Genomic DNA, 23047 nt, shown 5'->3' with positions numbered 1-23047 from the left:
TACTCTTCCCTCACGCCGCTTTGCCGTTTGAAATTTCGACCGGCGGGGCGGCCACGAGCGCACCATTCGCATCAAAGGCAAACAGGCGTGTCGGATCGACATAGAACTGGGTTGCTTCGCCAAGGCGCGGGTTGTGAACGCCTTCTTCCTGGATCACCCAGGACACATCATTGAAATGGACGTGGACAAAAGTTTCCGAACCGGTGATTTCGGCCAGTTCGACCTGTCCCTGCATCGCGATCGTGTCATCCCCGGTCGGATCAACCGACAGGTGGTTGGCGCGAATGCCAAGGGTGTAATCGCCATTCGACAGGTTCGCCAGATGCCCTTTAAGCGGCACTTGATGGCCGCTTTTCATAAAGATCGCGCCATCGCGCACTTCGGCTTCAACAAGGTTGATCGGCGGATCGGAAAAGATCAGGCCGGTCTTGACCGAGGCCGGGTTGTGATAAACCTCTGTGGTCGGGCCAAACTGGGTCATCCGGCCTTCATGCATCACCGCACACTTGCCACCCAGAAGCAACGCTTCCATCGGCTCGGTCGTGGCATAGACAACGATGGTATCGCGCTCGGCCAGAAGGTTGGGGATCTCTTCGCGCAGTTCTTCGCGCAGCTTGTAATCCAGGTTGACCAGCGGTTCGTCAAGCAGCAACAGTTTGCAATCCTTGACCATGGCGCGCGCCATGGCGGTACGCTGTTGCTGGCCGCCGGAAAGTTCCTGTGGCAGGCGATCAAGCAGATGTTCGATATGCATCAGTTCAGCCGTCGAACGCACACGTTTTTCGATCTCTGCCTTATCAACGCCCTGCAATTTCAGCGGGGATGCGATGTTGTCAAACACGTTCATCGACGGATAGTTGATGAATTGCTGATAGACCATGGCGACATTGCGCTTCTGCACCGCCATGCCGGTTACATCAGCATTATCAACCAAAATGCGGCCCTTGGTCGGCGGCTCGAGGCCTGCCATAATCCGCATCAGCGTCGTCTTCCCGGCAAGTGTGCGCCCCAAAAGGACGTTGAACGATCCCGGTTCGAGCGTCATCGACACATCGTCGATATGGGTCTCCCCACCCACGGTCTTGGTTATGTTTTCAAGCGTAAGGGTCATTTTCCACTGTTTCCTTCGCCCGCTTTCACGGTGTTTTTTAATGTCGGTTCGGTTTTGAACCATTGGACAATGGCATTACGCGTCTCATCCGAAAGGTGCAGCCCCAGTTTGGAGCGGCGCCACAAAATATCATCGGCCGTTCTGGACCATTCGTGATCCACCAGATAGCGCAATTCGCACTCGTATACGTCGTCACCGAAGTGCTTTCCAAGCCCTTTCAGATCGCTGGCATCGCCAATGATCATATTGGTGAGTGTGCCGTAGTTTTGCACGTAACGGTATAGCTGTGCTTGCGCAATCCAGGGAAACTTCTTGTGCATCGCAGTAAGATAGCGTTCGAAATCCGCATCGGGGATATCACCGCCCGGAAGCGGTTTGTCCGCGGTCCATCTTGTGTCGTTGGTGCCAAGTAGCGGGCAAAGCTTGCTCATCGCTGATTCCGCAAGCTTGCGATAGGTGGTGATCTTGCCGCCATAGATGTTTAGAAGCGGCGCACCATTATCGGCATTTTCGCCCCGGTCAATTTCCAGAACATAGTCGCGGGTTACCTGGGATGCGTCTTCGCTGCCATCGCCATAGAGCGGGCGGACACCGGAATAGGCCCAGACAACGTCATCGGTGGTGATTTTCTTTTCGAAATAGGTATTGGCAAGTTCGCAAAGATATTTGGTTTCATCCGCGCTGATCGCGACCTTGGCCGGATCGCCTTTGTAATCGCGATCCGTCGTGCCGATCAGGGTGAAGTCCTGCTCATAGGGGATGGCAAAAACAATCCGCCCGTCCGGGTTCTGGAAGATATAGCAATAGTCATGGTCAAACAGTTTTGGCACCACGATGTGGCTGCCCTGAACCATGCGAATGCCTTGTTTCTTCTTGGCCTCAACCCGCTTTTCAAGAAGCTCGGCGCACCAGGGACCGGCGGCATTGACCAGCGATTTGGCCTGGATGGTCTTTTCCGACCCGTCGTCGATATCGCGCAGTGTCACGGTCCAAAGGCCGTTTTCGCGTTTGGCCGATACACATTCTGTGCGGGTTTCGATATCAGCACCGCGATCGTGCGCATCCATGGCATTCAGCACCACAAGGCGCGCATCCTGAACCCAGCAATCGGAATAAACGAACGCCTTGTCCATGCCCTTGACCAATGGTGCACCAGCCGGGTGGGTGGCAAGTTTGATGCCCTCGGATCCGGGAAGTTTTTCACGCCCGCCAAGATGATCATACAGGAAAAGGCCAAGCCGGATCATCCATGCCGGGCGCAGACCCTTGACGTGGGGCAGGACAAAGCGAAGCGGCCAGATGATGTGCGGGGCGGCACGCAAAAGAACTTCGCGCTCAATCAGCGCTTCGCGCACAAGGCGGAATTCATAATGTTCAAGATACCGCAGGCCACCATGGATCAGCTTGGTGCTGGCCGACGAGGTCGCGCTGGCAAGGTCATCCTTTTCACACAGATAGACGCTTAGCCCACGACCCGACGCATCACGCGCAATGCCCGTGCCATTGATCCCACCACCAATAATGGCGATGTCATATGTTTTTGGAGTGAGCAACCGATTCCTCCCCAATTGCTCTTATTTGTGACAGCTGTTCTCAACTGCCATTCTGTTCTTTCACAAACGTTACGAACGCCCCAAAATAATTGCAAGCGAAAATTATGGCTGTTTGGAATTTTCATTAACGAAACTGAATTTCTGAAATGTAACAGATTGTAATCATTGGAAGATTGGCCAATTCCCTTGTTGGATAGCAGGCAAATCTTTGTTTCTTTCGTTTGCAATCAGGGCGGAAAAACCATTGGAATCGGTTGAAACTGAAAAAATAAGTGATGAAAGCCGCCAAATATGCGGGTCTGAATACCAAAATTCTTTTGCGATTGAAAATGATTATCATTGTTGTTAGCTTGCGCTCCCCGGCTGCTGTGTGATCCGAAGTCGCATTGTGGCCGGACACGACAATTCGCGACAAAGCGACAGCAGATGACCCGAATATGAAGCCCTGGCAGAACACGCTCTCAAAACTGTTTGAGGACCACCGTCGGCAACTGGTCTCTATGGCCAATCGTCGTATCGGTGACCGTGAGACTGCGGATGAAATAGTTCAGGACGTCTATGCCAGACTGTTGCTTTCGGGGGATCACGGAACGGACGAAGAAAACGTCAAGGTTCTTTATGCGTCGGTGCGCAATGCGGTGATTGATCATCACCGCAGCACGGCGGGGCGCACGGGGCTCATGCGCCGGATCTTGCCCATCCAGTTGTGGCAGAGAGAAGCATCGTCCCCGCACGATCATGCTCAGTCGCGTCAGGCGCTTTCAGCACTTGATCGGGCCTTGCTGGAACTTTCCCCCAAGGCGCGCGAGATGTTTGTTTTGCATCGGGTGGACGGGGTTTCAAACGCAAAATTGGCGCAGAAATACGGAATATCTGTCAGCGCAGTGGAAAAGCAACTTGCACGCACCATGCGCCATTGCCAGCAACGTCTGGAAGCCTATCGGGATACAGATTGAAAAGTTTGAGCCAAACGGCATGAGGATATTTTGTTCTCAGCCGTTTATTCGTTATAGAAATCGCATAACAGCCAGTACCGTGTGGACCGATAACAGATCAATGCAAGGCGACGTTAAACTGACCGAGGCGCAAAAGGACGAAGCAGCCCTTTGGCACGTAAAGCGTGCAGGAGGGGCGCTGACGGCCGCGCAGGAACAGGAATTTGACGCTTGGCTCAATGCCGACACAGGCAACCGCCTTGCCTTTGATCAGATGCGCGTTCTTTGGGCACAGGTCGAAGAACCGACCCGCCGCATTGCAGCCAGCGACGCAGGTCAGGTGCCAGTTTGGCAAAGAGTGCTTGACTGGTTCTCTCCGCTACGGACTGTGACGTCATGTGCTGCGGTGGCGGCGGTATTGGCGATTGTTGCCTTTCTTAATCCCGACGGCCTAGACAATCTTCAGGCTGATATTGTTACCGATGCCGCCACGGTAACCGAGATCCGGCTGCCGGATGGATCAGTGGTTTTTCTTGCCGCCAACAGCGCAATTGCCACCGACTTTGAAGACGGGAACCGGGATGTCGAACTTTTGCGCGGTCAGGCATTTTTTGATGTCATGCATCGCGATGGCGACAGCTTCCGGGTTCGGGCCGGTATGGCAACAGTCGAAGTGGTTGGGACGCGCTTCAATGTTGATTACCTGACGCACGACACAACGGTCGGCGTCGAAGAGGGCGCTGTCCGGGTGTCGACCGGGGCCGATACAGGCAGTGTCATGCTCGGACCGGGGGATGCGGTGGCCGTCGGGGCTGGCGGGTTGCAGGCCAAGGAAGTCGTCGATATTGCATCCGTGCAAAGTTGGATGCATGGGCGTCTGAGTGTTCAGAACGTGCGTCTGAATGATCTGGTTACGCGTCTTGATAACTTCGCACCGGGCCGTCTGATGGTTTTGGGAAATATCGGAAACAAAACCGTTTCGGGCAGTTTTCCGACCAATGATGTTGCCAGATCCCTTGAAACGCTTGCCGTTGCAGTGGGTGGATCGGTGATCAAAACATCACCTTGGTTGACCATTATTTATTAAGATTGCGAAAAATTCGCAAAAAAGTGCTTCCTCATGTGAGGAGTTTATTTTCCCGCTCGTTTGTTTTTCTAGGTGCAGGGGGACCTGCCTGAAAAACCAATCTCAGAATGGAGCGGGAATTTGTATTCCAAGCAGGCAAAATCAAAAAAGAATATCCTGATCTCAGCGTTGTTGATGACGTCCTCAATCGGTCTGCCGACCGCTTTGATGGCGGCTGAAACCAACACTCAAACCGTGCCGGGCAAACAGGTCGAAGTCGCGCAAGCACTTTACAGCTTTGATTTCAGCGTCACGTCAATCGCCGAGGGTATCAGCCAGATTGGCGATGTTTCCGGCTGGAGCATCGCCTATACCATCGATCTGCCGGAAATCGCAGGATCGCGCGAAATTCGCGGCGAGCTCTCTGTCCCGGCGGCAATCGAAATGCTTATTCGCGGTACGGATTTGTCCTATCGCGCGATTGGCAGCCGTTCACTAATCATTACCGACACAAGCACGCAGGATAGCGCCAGCGGCGAAATGGTCACCGATCCGGTGATTGTCGAAGCCACGGGCGCACAATCCGATCTTGCCCCTGCCTACGCTGGCGGGCAGGTGGCAACCGGCGGACGACTGGGCATGCTCGGCAACACCGACATCATGGATGCCCCGGTCAGTATTACGAGCTATACCAGCGACTATATCGCCGATCAGCAGGCGGAAACCATCGCGGATGTTCTGCAAAATGACCCGTCTGTGCGTGCGCCGAATGCCGAAACGGCCAACCTCGATACCTATCAGATCCGTGGTTTTGGCGTGAATCTGTTTAATACCGGCGAAGTTTCGTTCAACGGTGCCTATGGGGTGGCGCCAACCTATCGCGTGATGTCCGGTTTGGCAGAGCGGATCGAAGTCGTCAAAGGTCCCAATGCGTTGCTAAACGGTATGTCGCCCACCGGCGCTGTTGGCGGGGCGATCAATATCGTGCCCAAGCGGGCCGGTGAAAAGGACCTGACACGAACAAGCGTTGATTACGGTCGCGGTGAACAAGCTGGCGGCGATATTGATTTCAGCCGCCGTTTCGGGGCGGATGACGAATTTGGCGTTCGCTTTAATGGTGGTTATCACAATGGCGACACGTATCTGGATCGTCAGTCACGTGAAGCATCCCTTGGGGCGCTGGCCCTTGATTACGAAGGGGATCGTTTTCGGGCATCGGTTGACCTGATTGATCAGCGTGAAAACCTCGATGCGCCTGCACGTGAACTGCGTTTCAATTCCGGCTTTGCCATTCCCGACGCACCTGATGGTTCCACCAACCTCATTCAGGATTGGGAATGGTCGGATGCAGTGGATCGCTCCGGCATGGTTCAGGCGGAATATGACCTGTTTGATGACGTTACGGTCTTTGGCAGCTTTGGCGGCGGGCGCACCGAGCTTGATCGTCTGTTCGGAACACCGACAGTTCAGAATGCGGCTGGCGATTACATCGACAGTGGCCTGTCCTATCGCCGTTTCCAGACGGATCGCTGGTCTGCCAGTACAGGCGTGCGGGGCGAGTTTGAAACCGGTGAGGTCAAGCACAAGCTTTCACTTCAAGCCACACGTTACGAAGACGAGCTACGTCAGGGCATCAGCAATGCCGGATCCAACCCGTCGGCCAACATTTACACCACGGCTGCGGTCGCGCCGATTGCCGTCAGTGCCCCGGCCAGCAAGCCCAAAACATCTGCATCGGAACTAACCGGCTTTGCATTGGCCGATACGCTGTCCTTCCTTGATGAAACGGTTCTCGTAACCCTTGGGGCGCGTCATCAAAGCATTGCTGTTGATAACTACAGCAGCGGTGTTGTTAGCAGCTCCTATGACGACAGCGAAATCAGTCCGATGGCAGGCATCGTTGTTAAGCCGACTGAAACTGTGTCGGTTTACGCCAACTATATCGAGGGCCTCAATCAGGGAGATATTGCACCCAGCAGTGCCGCCAACGCGGGCGAAGCGATGGCACCTTATGTCGCCAAACAGATTGAAACAGGCATCAAACTTGATTTCGGGAATATTGGCGGTTCCATCTCCGCCTTCCAGATCACACAGCCGGACGGTGATACCGATGACGGCACCAATATCTTTACTGCCGATAACGAACAGCGAAACCGTGGTATCGAGCTTAATGTCTTTGGTCAGGTGACCGATGATATTCGGTTGCTTGGTGGTGTGATGTTCCTTGAATCGGAAATCACCGAAGCCGTCAACGCAGATGACTTGGGCAAGCGGCCGGTTGGAACGCCTGAAATGCAGATCAATCTTGTTGGCGAATGGGACACCCCGTTTGTCGATGGTCTGACACTAAGCGGTACGGTCACACACACATCGTCGCAATTTGTCGATACTGCCAATACTCAAGACATTCCGGAATGGACCACGCTTGATATCGGTGCGCGTTACAAGACTGAACTTTACAACACCCCCGTAACCATCCGGGCGACGGTTCAGAACGTCACCGATGAAAGTTACTATTCGGGTGTGAACCAGTGGCGCTTCGTCTCGTTGGGCGCTCCGCGAACAGCACTGTTGTCGCTAACCGCGGACTTCTGATGTGACCGGACACGTGATTGGAACAAACAGGAAAACCCATCTCCTGTTTGTTCTGCAACTGGTATCGATGGGTGCCATGGAAATGAGCGGGCCTTTTTGGCCCGTTCATCTGCGTTCGCTCACCAGTTCAGATGATCTGTTCACACTCGCTAGCATCGGTGTCTATGTCGGGCCGATGCTGGGTATCATGTTGACCAGCACGTTTTGGGGGCGGGTCGGGGATCGGTTCGGCCACAAGGCGATGATGCTGCGGGCCCTTTTTGGCTTGGCCGCAACCCAGTTGGCACTGGCTTATACCGGTGATGTCTTCTCGATCCTGATCTTACGGTTTTTGCAAGGGGCGTGTGCCGGTTATATCGCACCAGCGCAGGCGTACGGCGTCAGCATCGAAAGCCCGGCACGGCGGGCAAAGCTGTTTGCCTATTTGCAGGTATCGACCAATCTCGGCTCGCTGTGCGGGGCGTTGCTTGGTGGTGTGATCCTTGATCTTGCCAGCTTCTTTTGGATCAACTTTTCGGCGGCCATCCTGTGTGCGCTGTGCATGATTTCGGTTTGGGTGTTGCTTCCGGCTGTCGCCGCTCCGGTGCGGCCTAAGACAGGTGACAGACCGGATACCAAGCCGAGCATGCTGCGATCGCCACAGGTCATTTCCTTGCTGACGATCATCGGCGTTCTGTTGCTTGGCCGAATGGTAACGCAATCGCCGTTTCCGATTTATGTCCTGCAGACTTTTGATGTCGGCAACTGGGTTGTTGGCCTGTGCTATGGCCTGTTGGCACTGGGCTTTGTCGCAACGGCATTCCTTTGGGCGCGCTATTTCGAAGGACGTTCCGCGCAAAACCTTCTGGGGCGAATGTGTCTGGTCATTGCCGGATGCATTGTCGTGACCGTGACGGCAGGGCTGACCGGATCGGTCATTGTTTTTGCCGCGATGTATTTCCTGTGGGGGACGCTTTTGGGCGCAACCACGCCGGTTTTGACCGCGCTCGTGTCACGCAGTGCATCTGATCATCAGCAGGGATATTTACTTGGACTGGCGCAAAGCACAGCCCAGTTTTCATCGATGGCCGGGATCGCAATTGGCGGCTGGTTCGCCCAGGTTTCCGGGCTTTCAAACATCTATTTTCTCGTCGGTTTTGTCTATTTCGTCGGTTTGGTGCTGACCGCTGTGACGCGGGTTGGTGTCGGTCGTACGACAAACCCGACTGAGCTATCAGAGGAGTAAAACGAGGATGCGTAAACTTTCACAGATGCTTGTGTTTATGGTTTTGGTCCTGATCGGGCCGATGCCAGCACAGGCCGAAACCATCACGGTAACCGATATTGCCGGGCGCGAAGTTGCGGTCAATGTCCCGATCAAACGTGCCATCCTTGGCGAAGGGCGCCAGCTTTACATCATTGCCGCCCTTGATCGCGAAAATCCGGCCGCGCGCATTGTCGGTTGGCGCAAGGATCTGATCGAAGCCGATCCGGCAACTTATCAGGCCTATCTTGCGAAATTCCCGGAATTTGCCGATATCCCGGCCTTCGAGGGGCTGGAGCAAAGCCTGATTGATATCGAAACCACGATTGCGCAAAAGCCTGACATCGTTTTCCTCAATCTTGAAACCAAGCGCGCGGTGGAAGAAGCCGCCTATATCGAAAAGCTTGGAGCCCTTGATATTCCTGTGGTCTATGTCGATTTTCGTAACAGCCCGGAAGTGAACACCGAACCCTCCATACGTTTGTTCGGAAAACTGTTTGGCAAGCAAGAGCGTGCCGAGGAATTTATCGCGTTCCGTGCTGAGGAAATCGCAAAAATCACTGATCGTCTGGCCAGTGTGAAACCGGAACGTCCACAGGTATTCATCGATCGTGCCGCCGGGTTTTACGAGGATTGCTGCCATTCATTTGGCGATGGCAATTTCGGTGCGATGGTTGAAATGGCCGGTGGCGACAATATTGCCAAGGACCTGATCCCTGGCACTTTCGGGCAGATCAATGCCGAACAGGTCATTGTTTCAGATCCGGATCACATCATTGTCACCAGCGCGATGTGGGATGTTTATGTGCCGGGGGGCAAATGGGTTCCGGTTGGTCCGGGTGCCGACCCGGACGAAATTGTTGAAAAACTGAAATTCTATCCGACCCGCCCGGCTTATCTCGGGATCAAGGCGCAAAAGACCAAAGCATTCCATGCGGTCTGGCATCAGTTTTACAACAGCCCCTATCAGTTCGTCGCCATTCAGCAGATGGCCAAATGGTTTCACCCCGAACTGTTTGCAGATATCGATCCCGATGAAACCTTCAAACAGCTTCATGACCGCTTTCTGCCGATTGATTATCAGCCGGGCTATTTCGGGACGCTGTCGAACTAGGTGTGTTTTTGCGCATAACATAATAACGCGATGACTGATCATGGCGGGAGCAACACTGTTGTTCCCGCTTTTTTGCGCAAATATCGCAGGTTCTGCTAATCGGCGGTGATTGGCTGTCCTTTGATGAAATCTTCTAGCAAAGCAGGCCTCGGCCCCGGTTTGCGATTGCTATTGGGGAAATATCTCGCAAAAATGTGGCATCCACCACGGAGCAGACTAGATAAAGACCAGAATGCGATCATGTCGCTCCCAATAATGCTTTCCGGAGGCACTCAAATGATTTCGCTTAAAGACCCCAGTCTTTTCACCCAGCAGGCCTATGTCGGCGGGGAATGGGTCGATGCCCCAGACGGGAAAACCGCCGAGGTAACCAACCCCGCAACCGGTGAAGTGCTTGGCACCGTTCCGGTTCTTGGCCGTGATGAAGTTGCGCATGCCATTGATGTCGCCGAAAAGGCGCAGAAGCTTTGGAAAAAGCGCACCGCCAAGGAACGCGCGGGCATCCTGATGAAATGGTACGACCTGATGATGGAAAATCAGGACGACCTGGCCGCCCTGATGACGGCAGAGCAAGGCAAGCCATTGACCGAAGCCAAGGGCGAGATCGCCTATGGCTCATCCTTCCTGCAGTGGTTTGCCGAAGAAGCCAAACGCGTTTATGGCGATGTGATCCCGACCTTTGCCGAAGGTCGCCGTGTGATGGTTCTCAAAGAACCGATTGGTGTTTGTGCCGCCATCACGCCATGGAACTTCCCGACCGCGATGATCACCCGTAAAGCCGCCCCGGCATTGGCCGTTGGCTGTGCGATGGTGGTCAAACCGGCGATGGAAACACCGTATTCCGCTCTTGCCATGGCAATTCTGGCCGAACGTGCCGGTCTGCCCAAGGGGCTGTTGTCCATCGTGACCGGTGATGCGCCGGTGATCGGTGCGGAAATGACCGAAAATGCCAAGGTTCGCAAACTGACCTTTACCGGCTCGACCGCGATTGGCCGTCTCCTGATGCGCCAGTGTTCCGATACCGTCAAAAAGGTCAGCCTGGAGCTTGGCGGCAATGCGCCGTTTATTGTCTGTGAAGATGCCGATATCGATGCGGCGGTCGAAGGCGCGATTGCGTCCAAATACCGCAACGCCGGCCAGACCTGTGTCTGTGCCAACCGTCTGTTCGTCCATGATGCAATCTATGACGAATTCGCCGAAAAATACGCAGCCAAGGTTGCCAAAATGACCGTCGGGAACGGTGCGGACGAAGGCGTTGTGATTGGCCCGCTGATCACCGAAAAGGCCGTCGAAAAGGTCGAAAGCCAGATTGCCGATGCGGTTGCCAAGGGTGGCCGTATCCTTACGGGCGGTAAGCGTCACGAAAAGGGCGGCTCGTTCTTCCAGCCGACCGTGATTGCCGATGCCACCCGCGAAATGACCGTCTTCCGCGAGGAAACCTTTGGTCCGATGGCACCGCTGATCCGGTTCAAAACCGATGATGAAGTGCTCGAGATGGCCAATGATTCCGAGTTCGGTCTGGCATCCTACTTCTATTCACGTGACATCAACCGGATCTGGAAACTGGCCGAGGGCCTTGAAAGCGGGATTGTCGGGGTTAATACCGGCATTATCTCGACCGAGGTGGCACCGTTTGGTGGCGTCAAACAATCCGGTGTCGGCCGCGAAGGATCGAAATACGGTGTCGAGGACTACCTCGAAGTCAAATATGTCTGCATGGGCGGCGTTGACGAATAACGCTTATCCCCCCAGAAGGCATACCAGAAGTCAGAAAAGAAAAAGGGCGCTGCAACTCGCAGCGCCCTTTTGTATTGAAGGCCACAAGGGCCGCACTCAGACATCAAAGATGTTTTTCTTGCGCGCGCCAGAGGCTTCATCCTGTTCGTCCTGCTTGCCGGTAATTGACTGCGAAGAGCCGCTTGGCAGTTCGGATTGCAATTCGGTAAACACATCGAACATGTTCGGGTTAAAGGCAATCCGCGCCTGCAACCGGTCGCGGCGCTCATCGGCGGTTTCATCCCCGTCGGCGGATTTGCCAAGTTCAGCCTCGGCCATGCTGTTGCCGTTCAGGCGCTGCTCGATGGCATCGGCAATGACCTTTTCGATGGCCTGGCGATCATCGGCATCCATTTCGGCCAGTTTCTCTTCATCAAGGCCCATGCTTTGCAGGATCTTTGCACGCAATTCTTCGATCTTGCGTTCCTCGATTTCCTTTACATAGGTCGTGAAACCATGTTCGCGGATATAAGCCAGCTCGGCATTTTCTTCCTTCTTCTTTTCGGGAAGCGGGACGGTGTTCGATGAAATGGTCTGGCGGAAACTGGCCGCACTTTTGGCGCTTTGTGCGGTGTTGGTGACAGCAGCCAACGTTTCATACAATCCCATCAGAAACCTCCATGGGGAAAAAGATGCCGGTTGAAATTCATTCTCCTGTTTTCGTTGCAAACCCTGTGCCGTGCTAAGCGGGCACGTTTTTCCCGCCTGTTTGATCAACAAGACCGGCTTGAAAATTCCCTTGTAAATCAGGGGTATGAACGCATTGCGCAGAAAAATTTTCGAAAACGAATTGTTTTTTGCCGCAATTTTTTTCTAAATAGAGCGATAAAACCAATGGCACCGTCATTAGGGCGGGCCGCAACGCATCAATGTATGCAGGGTCGGATGGCAGGAAACCTGCCGGCTCGGGAGGAAAACAAACATGTCAGAAACGCGCTATATCCTTGCCATCGATCAGGGAACGACAAGCTCACGCGCCATTGTCTTTGATGAAAACGGTCGCTCCGTTTCCGTCGCACAGCAGGAATTCCCGCAACATTTTCCCAATAGTGGCTGGGTCGAACATGACCCGGAAGACTTGTGGAGCACCGTGGTCGCCGTCTGCAAGGAGGCATTGGCACGGGTTGATTTCGCCAAGGTCGCCGCAATCGGCATTACCAACCAGCGTGAAACCACGGTTGTCTGGGATCGCAAGACCGGCAAGGCGATCTATAACGCGATTGTCTGGCAGGATCGCCGGACCGCAGCGCTGTGTCATGATCTTAAAAAGCGTGATCCCAAGCTTGAAGAGGCGGTCAATGCCAAGTCCGGCCTTTTGATTGATCCTTATTTCTCGGCCACCAAGGTTGCCTGGATCCTTGATCACGTGTCGGGCGCACGTGCACGCGCTGATCAGGGCGATCTGGCCTTTGGCACCGTCGACAGTTTCCTGTTGTGGCGCCTGACCGGTGGCAAGTCGCATGCAACCGATGCGACCAATGCGGCGCGCACCAACCTGTTTAATATCCGCGAAAACGCCTGGGATGACGAGCTTTGCAAAATCTTCCGCGTTCCGCGCAACATGCTGCCCGATGTCAAGGACTGTGCCGCTGATTTCGGGGTAACCGATGCCGATCTGTTTGGCGCGGAAATCCCGGTGATGGGCATGGCGGGCGATCAACAGGCGGCGGCATTCGGTCAGTGCTGCTTTGAGCCCGGCGATATCAAAAGCACCTATGGCACCGGTTGCTTTGTCATTCTTAATACTGGCGATGAAGCGGTGACCTCCCAGCACCGGCTTCTGACCACGGTTGGCTATCGCATCAATGGCAAAACAAGCTATGCCATCGAAGGTGCCATCTTTGTTGCCGGTGCGGCTGTTCAATGGTTGCGCGACGGGCTTGGTATCATCAAGTCGGCCGCCGAAACCGAAGGGCTGGCAAAATCGCTTGATGACAATCATGGTGTTTATCTGGTGCCGGCCTTTACCGGGCTTGGCGCACCTTATTGGGACCCGGATGCCCGCGGGGCAATCTTTGGCCTGACCCGGGATACCGGCCCGCGCGAGTTCGTGCGGGCAGCCCTTGAAAGCGTTTGCTATCAGACCTTTGATCTCTTCGAAGCCATGGCGGCCGATGGCGTATCGCCCAAGGCGGTTCGGGTTGATGGCGGCATGGTTGCCAATGACTGGATGTGTCAGATGCTTTCAGACGTTTTGGGTATTTCGGTCGAACGCCCGGAAGTGACCGAAACCACGGCACTGGGGGCAGCCTACCTTGCCGGGTTGCAGGCCGGTATTTACCGCGATCTCGATCATATTTCCGAGAAATGGCACCTTGATGCCAGCTTCGAACCAGATATCGAACCCGGCCGCCGTCAGGGATTGCTTGATGGCTGGAAAGATGCGGTCAAGCGCGTGCAAACAACGCCAAGTGACTGATACGCATGGCTGCCTTGCCAATGGAATTGCCGGGCAGGGCTGGTAACACTGCAAAATGATTTGTACTATCGAAGGACAGTGTCAATGATGCTGTCCTTTCTTTGTGCGTGATCGACGTGGTTTATCCGATCTGTTGCGCAGTTCTGGGCTTTGGTGCTCATTCTCGCCTTTGGGGGAAACATGCTTGATCTGATCGTCGGAAAAGTTGGACCGGTCTTTTTGACGATCCTGTGCGGTTTTCTTCTTACCCACATCAAAATCATCAAGCGTGAAGGCATCCCGTTTCTGGCCAAGCTTGCCATGAATGCCTTTATCCCGGCGATGCTGTTTCAGACCCTGTCACAATCCGACATCAGCGCGCATTTCGATCTGCGGCTTTGGGGCAGTTATTATTCCGGCGTGCTGTTGAACTTCGTGCTGGTGTTTATAATCGCCAAGCTTTGGCTGAGTGCCAAAACCGATGAAGCGGCCGTCACTGCGATGGGCGGCGTCTTTTCCAACATCGTTCTTCTCGGCATTCCTCTGGTACAGGCGGTTTACGGCGAAGAGGGCCTGGTGCCGCTTTTAATCGTGCTGTCGATCCATCCGGTCACTCTGATGGGGATGACAATTCTGATTGTTGAGGGCAGCCGCGGTGGCGATGGTCATTGGTTGTCCAATGTATTTCGCAGCATCGTACGTGTGGCCAGAAATCCGATCATTGCGGCGATCGTGCTTGGTGTACTGGCATCTCTGTTTGAAATCCGCATGCCGGAAATGGTCGATGGGACGCTGGAACGGTTCCGCACGGCTGGGCCGACGATTGCACTTTTGCTGGTCGGTGCCGGGCTTTACGGGCAGTCGGTGCGTGGTAACCTCAGTGCCAGCTTGCTCTGCACCACGGCCAAGATGTTTGTGCAGCCGCTTCTGGTGTTTTCGGTCGGGCATTTCATTTTCGATCTGCCGCCGCTTTGGCTGATGATCGTCACACTGGTGGCCGCATTGCCAAGCGGGGCCAATGTCGCGATTGTCGCGGGCAGCTATAATGTCTGCATTGATCGGTCTTCGACCACGATCCTGCTGACCACCATCATCAGCATGCTGACCTTGCCGCTTCTGATCCTCTACGCAGGATTACTCTAATTCGGCGTTTGGGCGTTGGCCGTGTTGGCAGCCATCAGGATACGCGCCATCAAATTGATTTCGTCTTCAATGCTTGGCATCAGGGCAGGGCGCTCGCCACTTAAAACGGCACCTGCGAAGGCCTTAATCGCAGCCGCCTGACCCTTGTCCTGCCCAAGCCAGTTGCGCAGAACGATCCGGCCATTCACCCGAAGCTTTTTCCAGTCAAACAGGCTGGCCAAGAAATTCGGCGCCGTCACCTCAAGTACTTCCTTGGGCTCTCCCCGATTGCCGTGCAGGTAACTGACCTCGCCCATTGATCCATCGGCAAAGCGCAACTGCCAGATGCTGTCGCCCGCCGCGCGATCAATCCAGTAACAATTGAGCTCATTCAGCTCGCTATCGACCAGGCTCATAATCAGATCAATAAAATGACTGATCTCGCCAATTGTGCGCCCGCCCTCATCCGAATGGTGAAGCCAGTGATCGTCCGGAAGCGGCGAGATACGAACCCGATAGTGAAACTGTTTTACGCCAGTTGGCAGCGCATCGCGCAGTTTCGCAGCCATCGGCGCATAACGCCGATTATGCCCGACCATGAAGATGTGTCGGGGCGTACGATCAGTGGCCTCTCGCAGCAAATCCAGCCCCGCGCGATCAATCGCAATCGGCTTTTCCAGCCAGACATTTTTGCCAGCAAGAATTGACGCGGCGGCCAGCTCAGCATGACTGTCATGGCGCGTGGTGATGATAACGCTGTTGACACTTTGATCCTCAAGCAGTTCATCTGCCCCGCCATACATGCGAAGCCCGTCAATCTTCTTTGATAGCGCAACCGCCGCCAACCCGCTTTGAGAACAGCAGGCCGTAATTTCGACTTTGGGGTGCTTTTGCAACAGGGGTAATAAACCGCCGCCCAGATAGCTGCCCGCCCCGATCAGTCCGACCCGGACATGGTCACGGGCCGGCTTGGATGTCAGTGCCGATGGAGCATGGGGCTTTAGGGGGACGTTCTCTGCGTATCTGTACCGCACCAGTGTCGCCAATTGTGCAGGGTCCGGCCCCTTGGTGAAGTGATCTGCGATGTCGGCAAAATCAATCTCGGATGTGATCAATGGTGTCGGATCAAGGCGCTCATCTGCCATCAGATCAAGGGCAGCCTGCATGTTGCGCTTAATGGTCCAGCGCACATGGCCAAGCGGATAATCTTCGCCGCGCTCTTCATAATTGGGATCATATCGCCCCGGTCCATAGGACCGGACCTGCCGAATAGTGATTTCCTTTTCATACAACGCCTTGCGCCGGCCATTCGGCGTCACATCGCCAACGCATATGATTGTGCCTCGGTCACGACAAAGGCGGGCGGCGTCGTCGATCAATCGATGGTTGCCCTTGCCCGGTGCACAGATATAGACGCTGTCAAATCTGCTTTGTGGCGCGTCGCTTGCCTTGGCGAAATCGGCGGCACGGCTCTCTCTGGTTGCAATCTTGCGGCGCGAAAGGTCCGGTTCAATCACGGCCACCAACGCCCCCGCGACGTGTGCCGCCTCACTGACAAGCTGACCAATCAAACCCGCCCCGATAACAGCAACCCGATCACCAATCGATGTCTCTCCCTGCCGAAGCGCATGCAAGGCCAAGGCATACAATGTCGCAAACACAGCCTTTCGGTCGGGCACCGCATCTGGAACCGGGCAGGCAAGGTTAACCGAAACCTGATTCCACTTGGCATGATTGGCCTGCCCCATCCCCGCAATCGCAACACGTTGGCCAGCTTTGAGGTCCGTAACATTCTCGCCCGTGGCCTCAACTCGCCCGACAGCGCAATAACCCATCGGCATCGGGCGCCCCAGACGGTTTTCAACACGCGCACGCGTTCTGCCAAAGCCTTCCGATTTCAGATGTTTCAATGTCAGCGCGACCAGATCTGGCCGCTGCCACGCCTTTTGCAACAAGGATGCGTGCGTCTGGTTAGCTTGAGTGAATTCCGTTCCGGGACTGATGACAGAGCAGGCGGTTTTGACAAGGACAGCATTTTTGCCCGGCGCCGGGATGGGGCAATCGGTCAGGGCAATCTTGCGTTCACCGGGAAAACGCAGCAGGGCCTTCATCTCCGTCATCATCGCCCTCAAGTTCAATTGGTTGAAAAATACGAAAATGATTAAACCATATGTCGTGCTAACTGGTCGATCCGTTCTTGCAATGATGATCGAGGTGCAATCTGTCTCCTCCTGACGCGCGTATGTCCGATGGAGTACTTTAGCCAAACGGGACCATTCCTGTCATTCCGCGGGTTTTGCGGACAAAACAATTTCAACAAAAATCCCGTTGCATCGTGATTTTTAGTTTTGTATACAATATACATGAATTGAATGCGGTCGCCGTTGATCGGGGCTGTGATGCTTAAAGGCGCCGGTATGCTGCCGTGCTGCCATATCAGGAGGTTTCTTTCCATGCAGGTAAACTGGACTGGCGTTTTCCCCGCCGTTGCCACCCAGATGAACGAAGACGGTTCGATCGATTTCGATATGACCGCCAAACAGATCGAAGACCTGATCACGGCCGGTGTCGATGGCCTCGTCATGCTGGGTTCGGTTGGTGAAAACACCGCCCTTGAGCCGGACGAAAAAATCGCCGTTCTGAAACTTGCTGTCGAAGTCACCAAGGGCCGTATTCCGGTCCTGTCCGGTGTGGCCGAAAATTCGACCCGTGCTGCCATCCGCTATGTGCAGGAATGCGAAAAGCTCGGTGCTGATGGCCTGATGCTTCTGCCCGGCATGGTCTATACCGCCGATCCGCGCGAGAATATCGAACATTTCCGCACGGTGGCGGGTGCGACCAAGTTGCCGATCATGATCTATAACAACCCGGGTGCTTATCGCATCGACATCAAGCCCGAAGAGTTCAACCAGCTTGCCGATGTCAAAAACCTTGTCGCGATCAAGGAAAGCTCGGGCGATCCGCGTCGTATTACCGACATCTATAATGCCTGCGGTGATCGTTTTGTTCTGTTCTGCGGCATGGATGACCTTGTCATGGAAACACAGGTTCTGGGTGCTGTTGGCTGGATTTCCGGTTTCACCGATGCCTTCCCGAAAGAATCGGTCGCGCTCTGGAAGCTGCTGTCGGAAGGCAAATACACCGAAGCGCTTGAAATCTATCGCTGGTTCACCCCGGTTCTGCACATGGATGTTCATGCCAAGCTGGTTCAGTACATCAAACTTGCCCAGGAAATGACCGGCGTTGGCAAACCGCACGTCCGTGCACCTCGTCTGCCGCTGGTCGGTGAAGAGCTTGAAACCATCAAGGCCACCATCCAGAAAGCCATCGATACCCGCCCGTCGCTTTGATCGGCAGTCCTTTGCAATCATGATGCGTACCCGCAACACCGTGATTGCATTGAGACGGTATTTGATGAAACAGTGAGCTCCTCCGCCTATCTCGCGGGGGAGCTTCCTGCTATCTGTTTGCTGCTCAGAAGCACCAAAATACGCATCGTCAAAATTCGAGAGGCCCCAAAATGACATCAACCAAAACCGCCACGCCATCCGATACCGCCGCCGGCCAAAAGGTCGTTGTGATTGGTGCGGGTATTGTCGGGGCCAATGTCGGGTTGGCGCTTCTGGATAAGGGCTATGACGTCACAATTCTTGATCGTGGCGAACCGGGCATGGGCGCATCCTTTGGCAACGCTGGCGGCATTGCGGTTTCCGAATGCGCGCCGGTTGCGATGCCGGGCGTGCTTAAAAACGTGCCCGGTTGGTTGATGGACCCGTTGGGCCCGCTTTCGGTGCGATGGGGCTATTTGCCGAAAATGATGCGCTGGTTGTTGATGTTTCTGGCATCCAGCAGAAAGCAACGTGTCGAACAGATCGCAAACAATATGGCGACCTTGCTCAACCGCGCATGGGAAGATTACGACCCGGTCCTTAAGGAAGCTGGCCTTACGGACGCGGTTTTCAAAAAACACGGTGCGATGGCGGTGTATCGCAGCAATGCGTCTCGTCAGGCGGCCGAATATGCCATTGATCTGCGTCGGCGTAACGGCATCAAGTTACGCGACCTGACCGGTGATGAAGTGCGCGATATCGAACCTGATCTGGCACCGATCTTTGCCTGCGGCGTAATGGAAGAAGACTGGGGCCATGTCCTTGATCCGTTCAAAATCACCACCGGCATTTTCAAGCATTTCCTCGATCGTGGCGGCAAGTTCGAGACCGCCGATGTCACAAATTTCGTCTTCCGCGATGGCAAACCGCGTGCCGCCACCACCGATGCCGGCGACATGATCACGTTTGATCATGTGGTTGTCGCCTGCGGTGCCTGGTCAAAAACGCTGGCCAAACGGCTGAGCTCGCCGGTGCCGCTTGATACCGAACGCGGCTATAACACCACCGTGCCCTATCACGATGCCAAACTGTCGCGCATGATTGTCTGTGCTGATGACAGCTTTGTTTTAAGCCCGCTTGAAATGGGTATTCGCGTCGGTGGGGCGGTGGAACTTGGCGGGCTTCTGGCCGCACCCAACTATGAACGTGCCAAGGCTCTGTTTGCCAAGGGCAAGGAAGTCCTGCCCAAACTCAATGCCGAGGGTGGCACGGAATGGATGGGCTTCCGTCCTTCCATGCCGGATTCAACCCCGGTCATTTCCAAAAGCCCGCATCATGCCAATGCCTATTTCGCTTTTGGCCATGGGCATCTCGGCTTAACACTTGGGGCGACGACCGGGCGTCTGGTTGCCGATCTGATGGCAACCGGCAACACGCCAGTCGACATGACCCCGTATCGCATTAATCGTTTCTCTCGTTTCTATAGCATCTAGGGCCCCATCCATGGCGAAAAGCAGTTTCTTTTGTGTTGACGGTCATACCTGTGGCAACCCGGTGCGCCTGGTTGCCGGCGGCGGGCCCAAGCTTGACGGTGCGACCATGCTTGAAAAGCGTGCGCATTTTCTTCGTGAGTATGACTGGATCCGTACCGGGCTGATGTTTGAACCGCGCGGTCATGACGTTATGTCGGGATCGATCCTCTATGACCCGACCTCGGATGACTATGACGTCGCCGTGCTGTTTATTGAAACATCGGGCTGCCTGCCGATGTGCGGCCATGGCACGATCGGCACGGTTACCATGGCGATTGAAGAAGGCCTGGTGAAACCCAAGACCCCCGGCCGCCTGCGCCTTGAAACACCGGCGGGCCTCGTCATTGCCGAATATAATCAGGTTGGCGATTACGTTGAATCGGTCAAGCTCACCAACGTGCCGTCGTTCCTTAATAAAACCGATATCGAAGTCGATTGCCCCGATATTGGTCCGATCAAGGTCGATGTTGCCTATGGCGGTAATTTCTATGCGATTGTAGAGCCGCAGGAAAACTACCGCGACATGGCCGATTTTTCGGCCGGTGATCTGCAACGCATCAGCCCGGAACTCCGCCGTCGCCTGAACGAACAGAACGAATTCGTGCATCCGCTCTATCCCGATATCAAGGGCCTGTCGCACATCCAGTGGACCGGTAAGCCGACCCAACCCGACAGCACGCATCGCAATGCGGTGTTCTATGGTGACAAGGGTATTGATCGCTCGCCGTGTGGGACTGGTTCCTCGGCCCGGCTCGCCCAACTGGTCGCCAAGGGGCACTGGGATCCTGAGCATGAGCTGGTGCATGAAAGCATCATCGGATCACAGTTCCGGGTGTCGGTGGTCGAGAAAACCAAGGTCGGCGAATTTGATGCCGTCGTGCCGGGGATTGAAGGCTGGGCGCGCAAGCATGGCTACAACACCATCTTCATTGATGACCGCGATCCCTATGCCCATGGCTTCATTGTCAAATAGGCAAAGTGCTGTCGATCACACCAAGGGGGCTTCATGCCCCCTTTGTCGTATATCGGCGAAGTTTGGCTGCTAATACAGTAGGCAATTGTATTGCGACTTGTTTGCCCCAACGCTATGAATAGCAAAACTGACAGATTCTGTCGGATGGAATTTTGCCCGATTGATCAGCATGCCATGTCGCGTCGGGGTAACACCATAAAAGAGCTGAAATGACCGCATCACCGCGATTTACCCGCCGTACCATCACCGATCAGGTGACCGAAGATCTTCGTGCACGTATTCTGACCGGCGATTTCCCTGCCGGCTATCAATTGCGACAGGATGCCATCGCGGGTGAATATAACGTCTCGCGCATCCCGGTCCGCGAAGCCCTGCAGCGCCTTGATGCCGAAGGCCTCGTCTCGTTCCAGCCGCACAAGGGCGCGATTGTCTCGCAGCTCTCGCTTGACGAGATCGAGGAACTGTTTGAAGTCCGCAAGCTGCTTGAATGTGATCTTCTGCGTCATGCCGTGCCGCGCCTGACCCCGGCGGACCTCAAATCAGTTGAAGATATCCTGATGGTCTATGACGAGGCGTTCCGGTCCGGCGATGTTTCCAAGTGGGGGGAGCTTAACCGCGAATTCCACGACCGCCTTTACCGCGCATCGAACCGTCCCAAGACGCTCGAGATTGTCCGCATGATCGGCAACAACACCGTGCGCTTTACTCAGGCGCAGCTGGCCCTTTCCGGCGCAACCGACCGGGCCGAACGCGAACACCACCAGATATTTGACGCCTGCAAGGCCGGGAATGTCGAAGAAGCCGTCGAGCTTCTCGCCAACCACATTCAAAGTTCGGCCGACAGCCTGATGGACTGCCTGCGCAAGGCGCGTGAATAGGCGAACCAAGTCCGACCAAGTCCGAAACGTAAAAAGGGATGCTGATGGCATCCCTTTTCTGTTTCTGTCTTATTGAACTCAGCCAACAATAAAACCCCGCCCGATCACATCATCTTCTTCAAGCCAGAAACTGGCCTTGCCACTGTAATGCGCCTTGCCCGTGACGGAGGCGATAATGGCTTGATGCGGGCCACAGCTGGTTGTCGCTTCAACCGATCCTTCAAAGCTCGATCCGATCACGCTTTCAAACACGCGGATATCTCCCGGTGCAATCAGTCCCTTGGCATGTTGAATGGCAAGGCGGGCACTAACACCGGACCCGGTCGGGCTGCGGTCGACCTGATTTTTGGCAAACACACATATATTACGTGTTGCGGATGCCTCAAACGCATCGCGCCCGTCGGTCAGGATTGTCCCATATAAAAAGGCCAGATCATCATGATCGGGATGGGCCAGCGTCACGCTGTCATTCACCGCTTGGCAAATCGCCTCCGCCAGCTGTGTCAGTTGGCGGGCATTTTCCGGCGCGATGGCGATATTAAATTGCCCGGCATCCAGAATGGCATAAAACGCCCCGCCATATCCGACATCGGTTTTAAACGCTGTTCCGTCGGCAAGGCGTAAGGAAACATCACTGGCAAACATAAACGATGGCACCGATGAAAACCGCACCTTGCCGGTTTTGCCATCACGGACCTCGACCTCGGCACGCACCAGACCACAGGGGCATTCGATATTAACTGTGGTGATCGGCTCGACCGCTTTGACCAGACCATAATCAATCGCATAGCGACCAAGCGCCAGAATCGCATGGCCGCACATGGTCGAATAGCCTTCATTATGAATGAACAGAACCGCAAGGTCGGCATCGGGCAGGCTGGGCGCGACCAGGATCGCGCCATACATGTCGTAATGGCCGCGCGGCTCGAACATCAAAAAGCGCCGCAGGTGATCAAGGTGCTCTTTGGCATAGCGGCGCTTGGCCAGAATGTCCGCGCCGGGAATATCGGGGTAACCGGACGTAATGATTCGCAGCGGCTCACCCCCGGTATGCATGTCGATCACCTCAATCGGGGCTGATTGATGGGGATAAGAACGCATGATTTCCGAATCACTTTGCGATCTCGGGGATGTTTTGTCGTCTTGCATGGGCGTTGATCCGGATTATTTGCTGCTTTTGGCGCACGTGATTCTGTGGCGGGTAAAAAATTGCGCGAACATCTTATCGGCATTATCGCGCAGAGCAATCGGAGCGACCCCCGATTTTCGGGTTTTGGGCCCCTTGCAGGTCATAAAAGTGAAACCTATATATGGTTTCGCGCAAAAATTTTGCGTAACGACATTTCTGTCATTTTTTTGCAAAAAGGTGTTTGACAGTTTTGGGAGTGGGGCCTATAACCCGCCTCCACCGACGGGGTGCGG

18 protein-coding genes are annotated in these 23047 nt (G+C 54.8%); 13 read left to right on the top strand and 5 right to left on the bottom strand.

Annotated elements, in window-relative coordinates; genetic code table 11:
- Window positions 1-10: 10 nt before the first annotated feature.
- Window positions 11-1111 carry an ABC transporter ATP-binding protein gene (locus TH2_RS09015; protein WP_008890107.1) on the bottom strand — a complete coding sequence of 367 codons (1101 nt, stop codon included), beginning with the start codon at window positions 1109-1111 and terminating at the stop codon, window positions 11-13.
- Entirely contained in the window at window positions 1108-2664 is a 1557-nt protein-coding gene (gene glpD, locus TH2_RS09010) for a glycerol-3-phosphate dehydrogenase (RefSeq protein ID WP_008890106.1), read from the bottom strand. The genes TH2_RS09015 and glpD overlap by 4 nt, the downstream gene beginning before the upstream one ends.
- A 437-nt stretch (window positions 2665-3101) precedes the next feature.
- On the opposite strand from glpD, the gene TH2_RS09005 reads away from it, so the two are divergent.
- The 6 genes from TH2_RS09005 to TH2_RS08980 all read left to right on the top strand — a co-directional run bounded on the left by TH2_RS09005 (window position 3102) and on the right by TH2_RS08980 (window position 11354).
- Entirely contained in the window at window positions 3102-3620 is a 519-nt protein-coding gene (locus TH2_RS09005) for an RNA polymerase sigma factor (protein ID WP_040823339.1), read from the top strand.
- Window positions 3621-3720: 100 nt separating this feature from the next.
- Entirely contained in the window at window positions 3721-4686 is a 966-nt protein-coding gene (locus TH2_RS09000) for a FecR family protein (RefSeq protein ID WP_008890104.1), read from the top strand.
- Between the two features lie 174 nt (window positions 4687-4860).
- Window positions 4861-7260: a TonB-dependent receptor gene (locus TH2_RS08995; protein ID WP_238538680.1), complete on the top strand. Its 2400-nt coding sequence runs from the start codon at window positions 4861-4863 to the stop codon at window positions 7258-7260.
- Between the two features lies 1 nt (window position 7261).
- The gene (locus TH2_RS08990) at window positions 7262-8485 is read left to right on the top strand and encodes an MFS transporter (protein ID WP_008890102.1); all 1224 of its coding nucleotides are present in this window, start codon (window positions 7262-7264) and stop codon (window positions 8483-8485) included.
- A 7-nt stretch (window positions 8486-8492) separates the two neighbouring features.
- Entirely contained in the window at window positions 8493-9617 is a 1125-nt protein-coding gene (locus tag TH2_RS08985) for an ABC transporter substrate-binding protein (RefSeq protein ID WP_008890101.1), read from the top strand.
- Window positions 9618-9893: 276 nt separating this feature from the next.
- Window positions 9894-11354, top strand: coding sequence for an NAD-dependent succinate-semialdehyde dehydrogenase (locus TH2_RS08980; RefSeq protein ID WP_008890100.1), 1461 nt, complete (start codon window positions 9894-9896; stop codon window positions 11352-11354).
- A 96-nt stretch (window positions 11355-11450) separates the two neighbouring features.
- Here TH2_RS08980 and TH2_RS08975 read toward each other — a convergent pair whose 3' ends face one another.
- Window positions 11451-12002, bottom strand: a complete 552-nt coding sequence (locus tag TH2_RS08975) for a hypothetical protein (RefSeq protein WP_008890099.1) — start codon at window positions 12000-12002, stop codon at window positions 11451-11453.
- 313 nt (window positions 12003-12315) lie between these two features.
- Between TH2_RS08975 and glpK the strand changes: the two genes are divergently transcribed.
- Window positions 12316-13812 (top strand): glycerol kinase GlpK, encoded by a 1497-nt coding sequence (gene glpK, locus TH2_RS08970; RefSeq protein ID WP_008890098.1) that lies wholly within the window; start codon window positions 12316-12318, stop codon window positions 13810-13812.
- A 180-nt stretch (window positions 13813-13992) separates the two neighbouring features.
- Window positions 13993-14934, top strand: a complete 942-nt coding sequence (locus TH2_RS08965) for an AEC family transporter (protein WP_008890097.1) — start codon at window positions 13993-13995, stop codon at window positions 14932-14934.
- Here TH2_RS08965 and TH2_RS08960 read toward each other — a convergent pair.
- Window positions 14931-17033, bottom strand: a complete 2103-nt coding sequence (locus TH2_RS08960; protein ID WP_157193993.1) for a bi-domain-containing oxidoreductase — start codon at window positions 17031-17033, stop codon at window positions 14931-14933. The genes TH2_RS08965 and TH2_RS08960 overlap by 4 nt on opposite strands.
- 333 nt (window positions 17034-17366) lie before the next feature.
- On the opposite strand from TH2_RS08960, the gene TH2_RS08955 reads away from it, so the two are divergent.
- From TH2_RS08955 to TH2_RS08940, 4 genes are all read left to right on the top strand, one after another.
- Entirely contained in the window at window positions 17367-18263 is an 897-nt protein-coding gene (locus TH2_RS08955; protein WP_008890095.1) for a dihydrodipicolinate synthase family protein, read from the top strand.
- A gap of 170 nt (window positions 18264-18433) precedes the next feature.
- Window positions 18434-19735 carry an NAD(P)/FAD-dependent oxidoreductase gene (locus TH2_RS08950; protein WP_008890094.1) on the top strand — a complete coding sequence of 434 codons (1302 nt, stop codon included), beginning with the start codon at window positions 18434-18436 and terminating at the stop codon, window positions 19733-19735.
- Window positions 19736-19745: 10 nt separating this feature from the next.
- Window positions 19746-20747, top strand: coding sequence for a 4-hydroxyproline epimerase (locus TH2_RS08945; RefSeq protein WP_008890093.1), 1002 nt, complete (start codon window positions 19746-19748; stop codon window positions 20745-20747).
- Between the two features lie 209 nt (window positions 20748-20956).
- Window positions 20957-21625 carry a GntR family transcriptional regulator gene (locus TH2_RS08940; protein WP_008890092.1) on the top strand — a complete coding sequence of 223 codons (669 nt, stop codon included), beginning with the start codon at window positions 20957-20959 and terminating at the stop codon, window positions 21623-21625.
- Window positions 21626-21703: 78 nt separating this feature from the next.
- Here the strand turns inward: TH2_RS08940 and TH2_RS08935 are convergent, their stop codons facing one another.
- On the bottom strand, window positions 21704-22726 hold the full coding sequence (locus tag TH2_RS08935; protein ID WP_040823402.1) for a proline racemase family protein: 1023 nt from the start codon (window positions 22724-22726) through the stop codon (window positions 21704-21706).
- On the opposite strand from TH2_RS08935, the gene TH2_RS21705 reads away from it, so the two are divergent.
- On the top strand, window positions 22725-23047 hold a 323-nt coding region (locus tag TH2_RS21705), incomplete at its 3' end, for a hypothetical protein (protein WP_238538678.1). The genes TH2_RS08935 and TH2_RS21705 overlap by 2 nt on opposite strands.

Source organism: Thalassospira profundimaris WP0211 (assembly GCF_000300275.1).
GTDB classification, from domain to species: domain Bacteria; phylum Pseudomonadota; class Alphaproteobacteria; order Rhodospirillales; family Thalassospiraceae; genus Thalassospira; species Thalassospira profundimaris.
The sequence above is the reverse complement of the archived record's forward strand: the minus strand, read 5'-3'. Positions and strand labels throughout refer to the sequence as shown.

Excerpts from the sequence above, each read along its gene's own strand:
- TH2_RS08960 (WP_157193993.1), bottom strand. The coding sequence starts at position 17,033 with ATGACGGAGATGAAGGCCCTGCTGCGTTTTCCCGGTGAACGCAAGATT.
- TH2_RS08980 (WP_008890100.1), top strand. The coding sequence starts at position 9,894 with ATGATTTCGCTTAAAGACCCCAGTCTTTTCACCCAGCAGGCCTATGTC.
- TH2_RS09005 (WP_040823339.1), top strand. The coding sequence starts at position 3,102 with ATGAAGCCCTGGCAGAACACGCTCTCAAAACTGTTTGAGGACCACCGT.
- TH2_RS08935 (WP_040823402.1), bottom strand. The coding sequence starts at position 22,726 with ATGCGTTCTTATCCCCATCAATCAGCCCCGATTGAGGTGATCGACATG.
- TH2_RS08940 (WP_008890092.1), top strand. The coding sequence starts at position 20,957 with ATGACCGCATCACCGCGATTTACCCGCCGTACCATCACCGATCAGGTG.
- TH2_RS08955 (WP_008890095.1), top strand. The coding sequence starts at position 17,367 with ATGCAGGTAAACTGGACTGGCGTTTTCCCCGCCGTTGCCACCCAGATG.
- TH2_RS08995 (WP_238538680.1), top strand. The coding sequence starts at position 4,861 with ATGACGTCCTCAATCGGTCTGCCGACCGCTTTGATGGCGGCTGAAACC.
- TH2_RS08985 (WP_008890101.1), top strand. The coding sequence starts at position 8,493 with ATGCGTAAACTTTCACAGATGCTTGTGTTTATGGTTTTGGTCCTGATC.
- TH2_RS09015 (WP_008890107.1), bottom strand. The coding sequence starts at position 1,111 with ATGACCCTTACGCTTGAAAACATAACCAAGACCGTGGGTGGGGAGACC.
- TH2_RS08975 (WP_008890099.1), bottom strand. The coding sequence starts at position 12,002 with ATGGGATTGTATGAAACGTTGGCTGCTGTCACCAACACCGCACAAAGC.
- TH2_RS08965 (WP_008890097.1), top strand. The coding sequence starts at position 13,993 with ATGCTTGATCTGATCGTCGGAAAAGTTGGACCGGTCTTTTTGACGATC.
- TH2_RS09000 (WP_008890104.1), top strand. The coding sequence starts at position 3,721 with ATGCAAGGCGACGTTAAACTGACCGAGGCGCAAAAGGACGAAGCAGCC.
- TH2_RS08950 (WP_008890094.1), top strand. The coding sequence starts at position 18,434 with ATGACATCAACCAAAACCGCCACGCCATCCGATACCGCCGCCGGCCAA.
- TH2_RS08945 (WP_008890093.1), top strand. The coding sequence starts at position 19,746 with ATGGCGAAAAGCAGTTTCTTTTGTGTTGACGGTCATACCTGTGGCAAC.
- glpK (WP_008890098.1), top strand. The coding sequence starts at position 12,316 with ATGTCAGAAACGCGCTATATCCTTGCCATCGATCAGGGAACGACAAGC.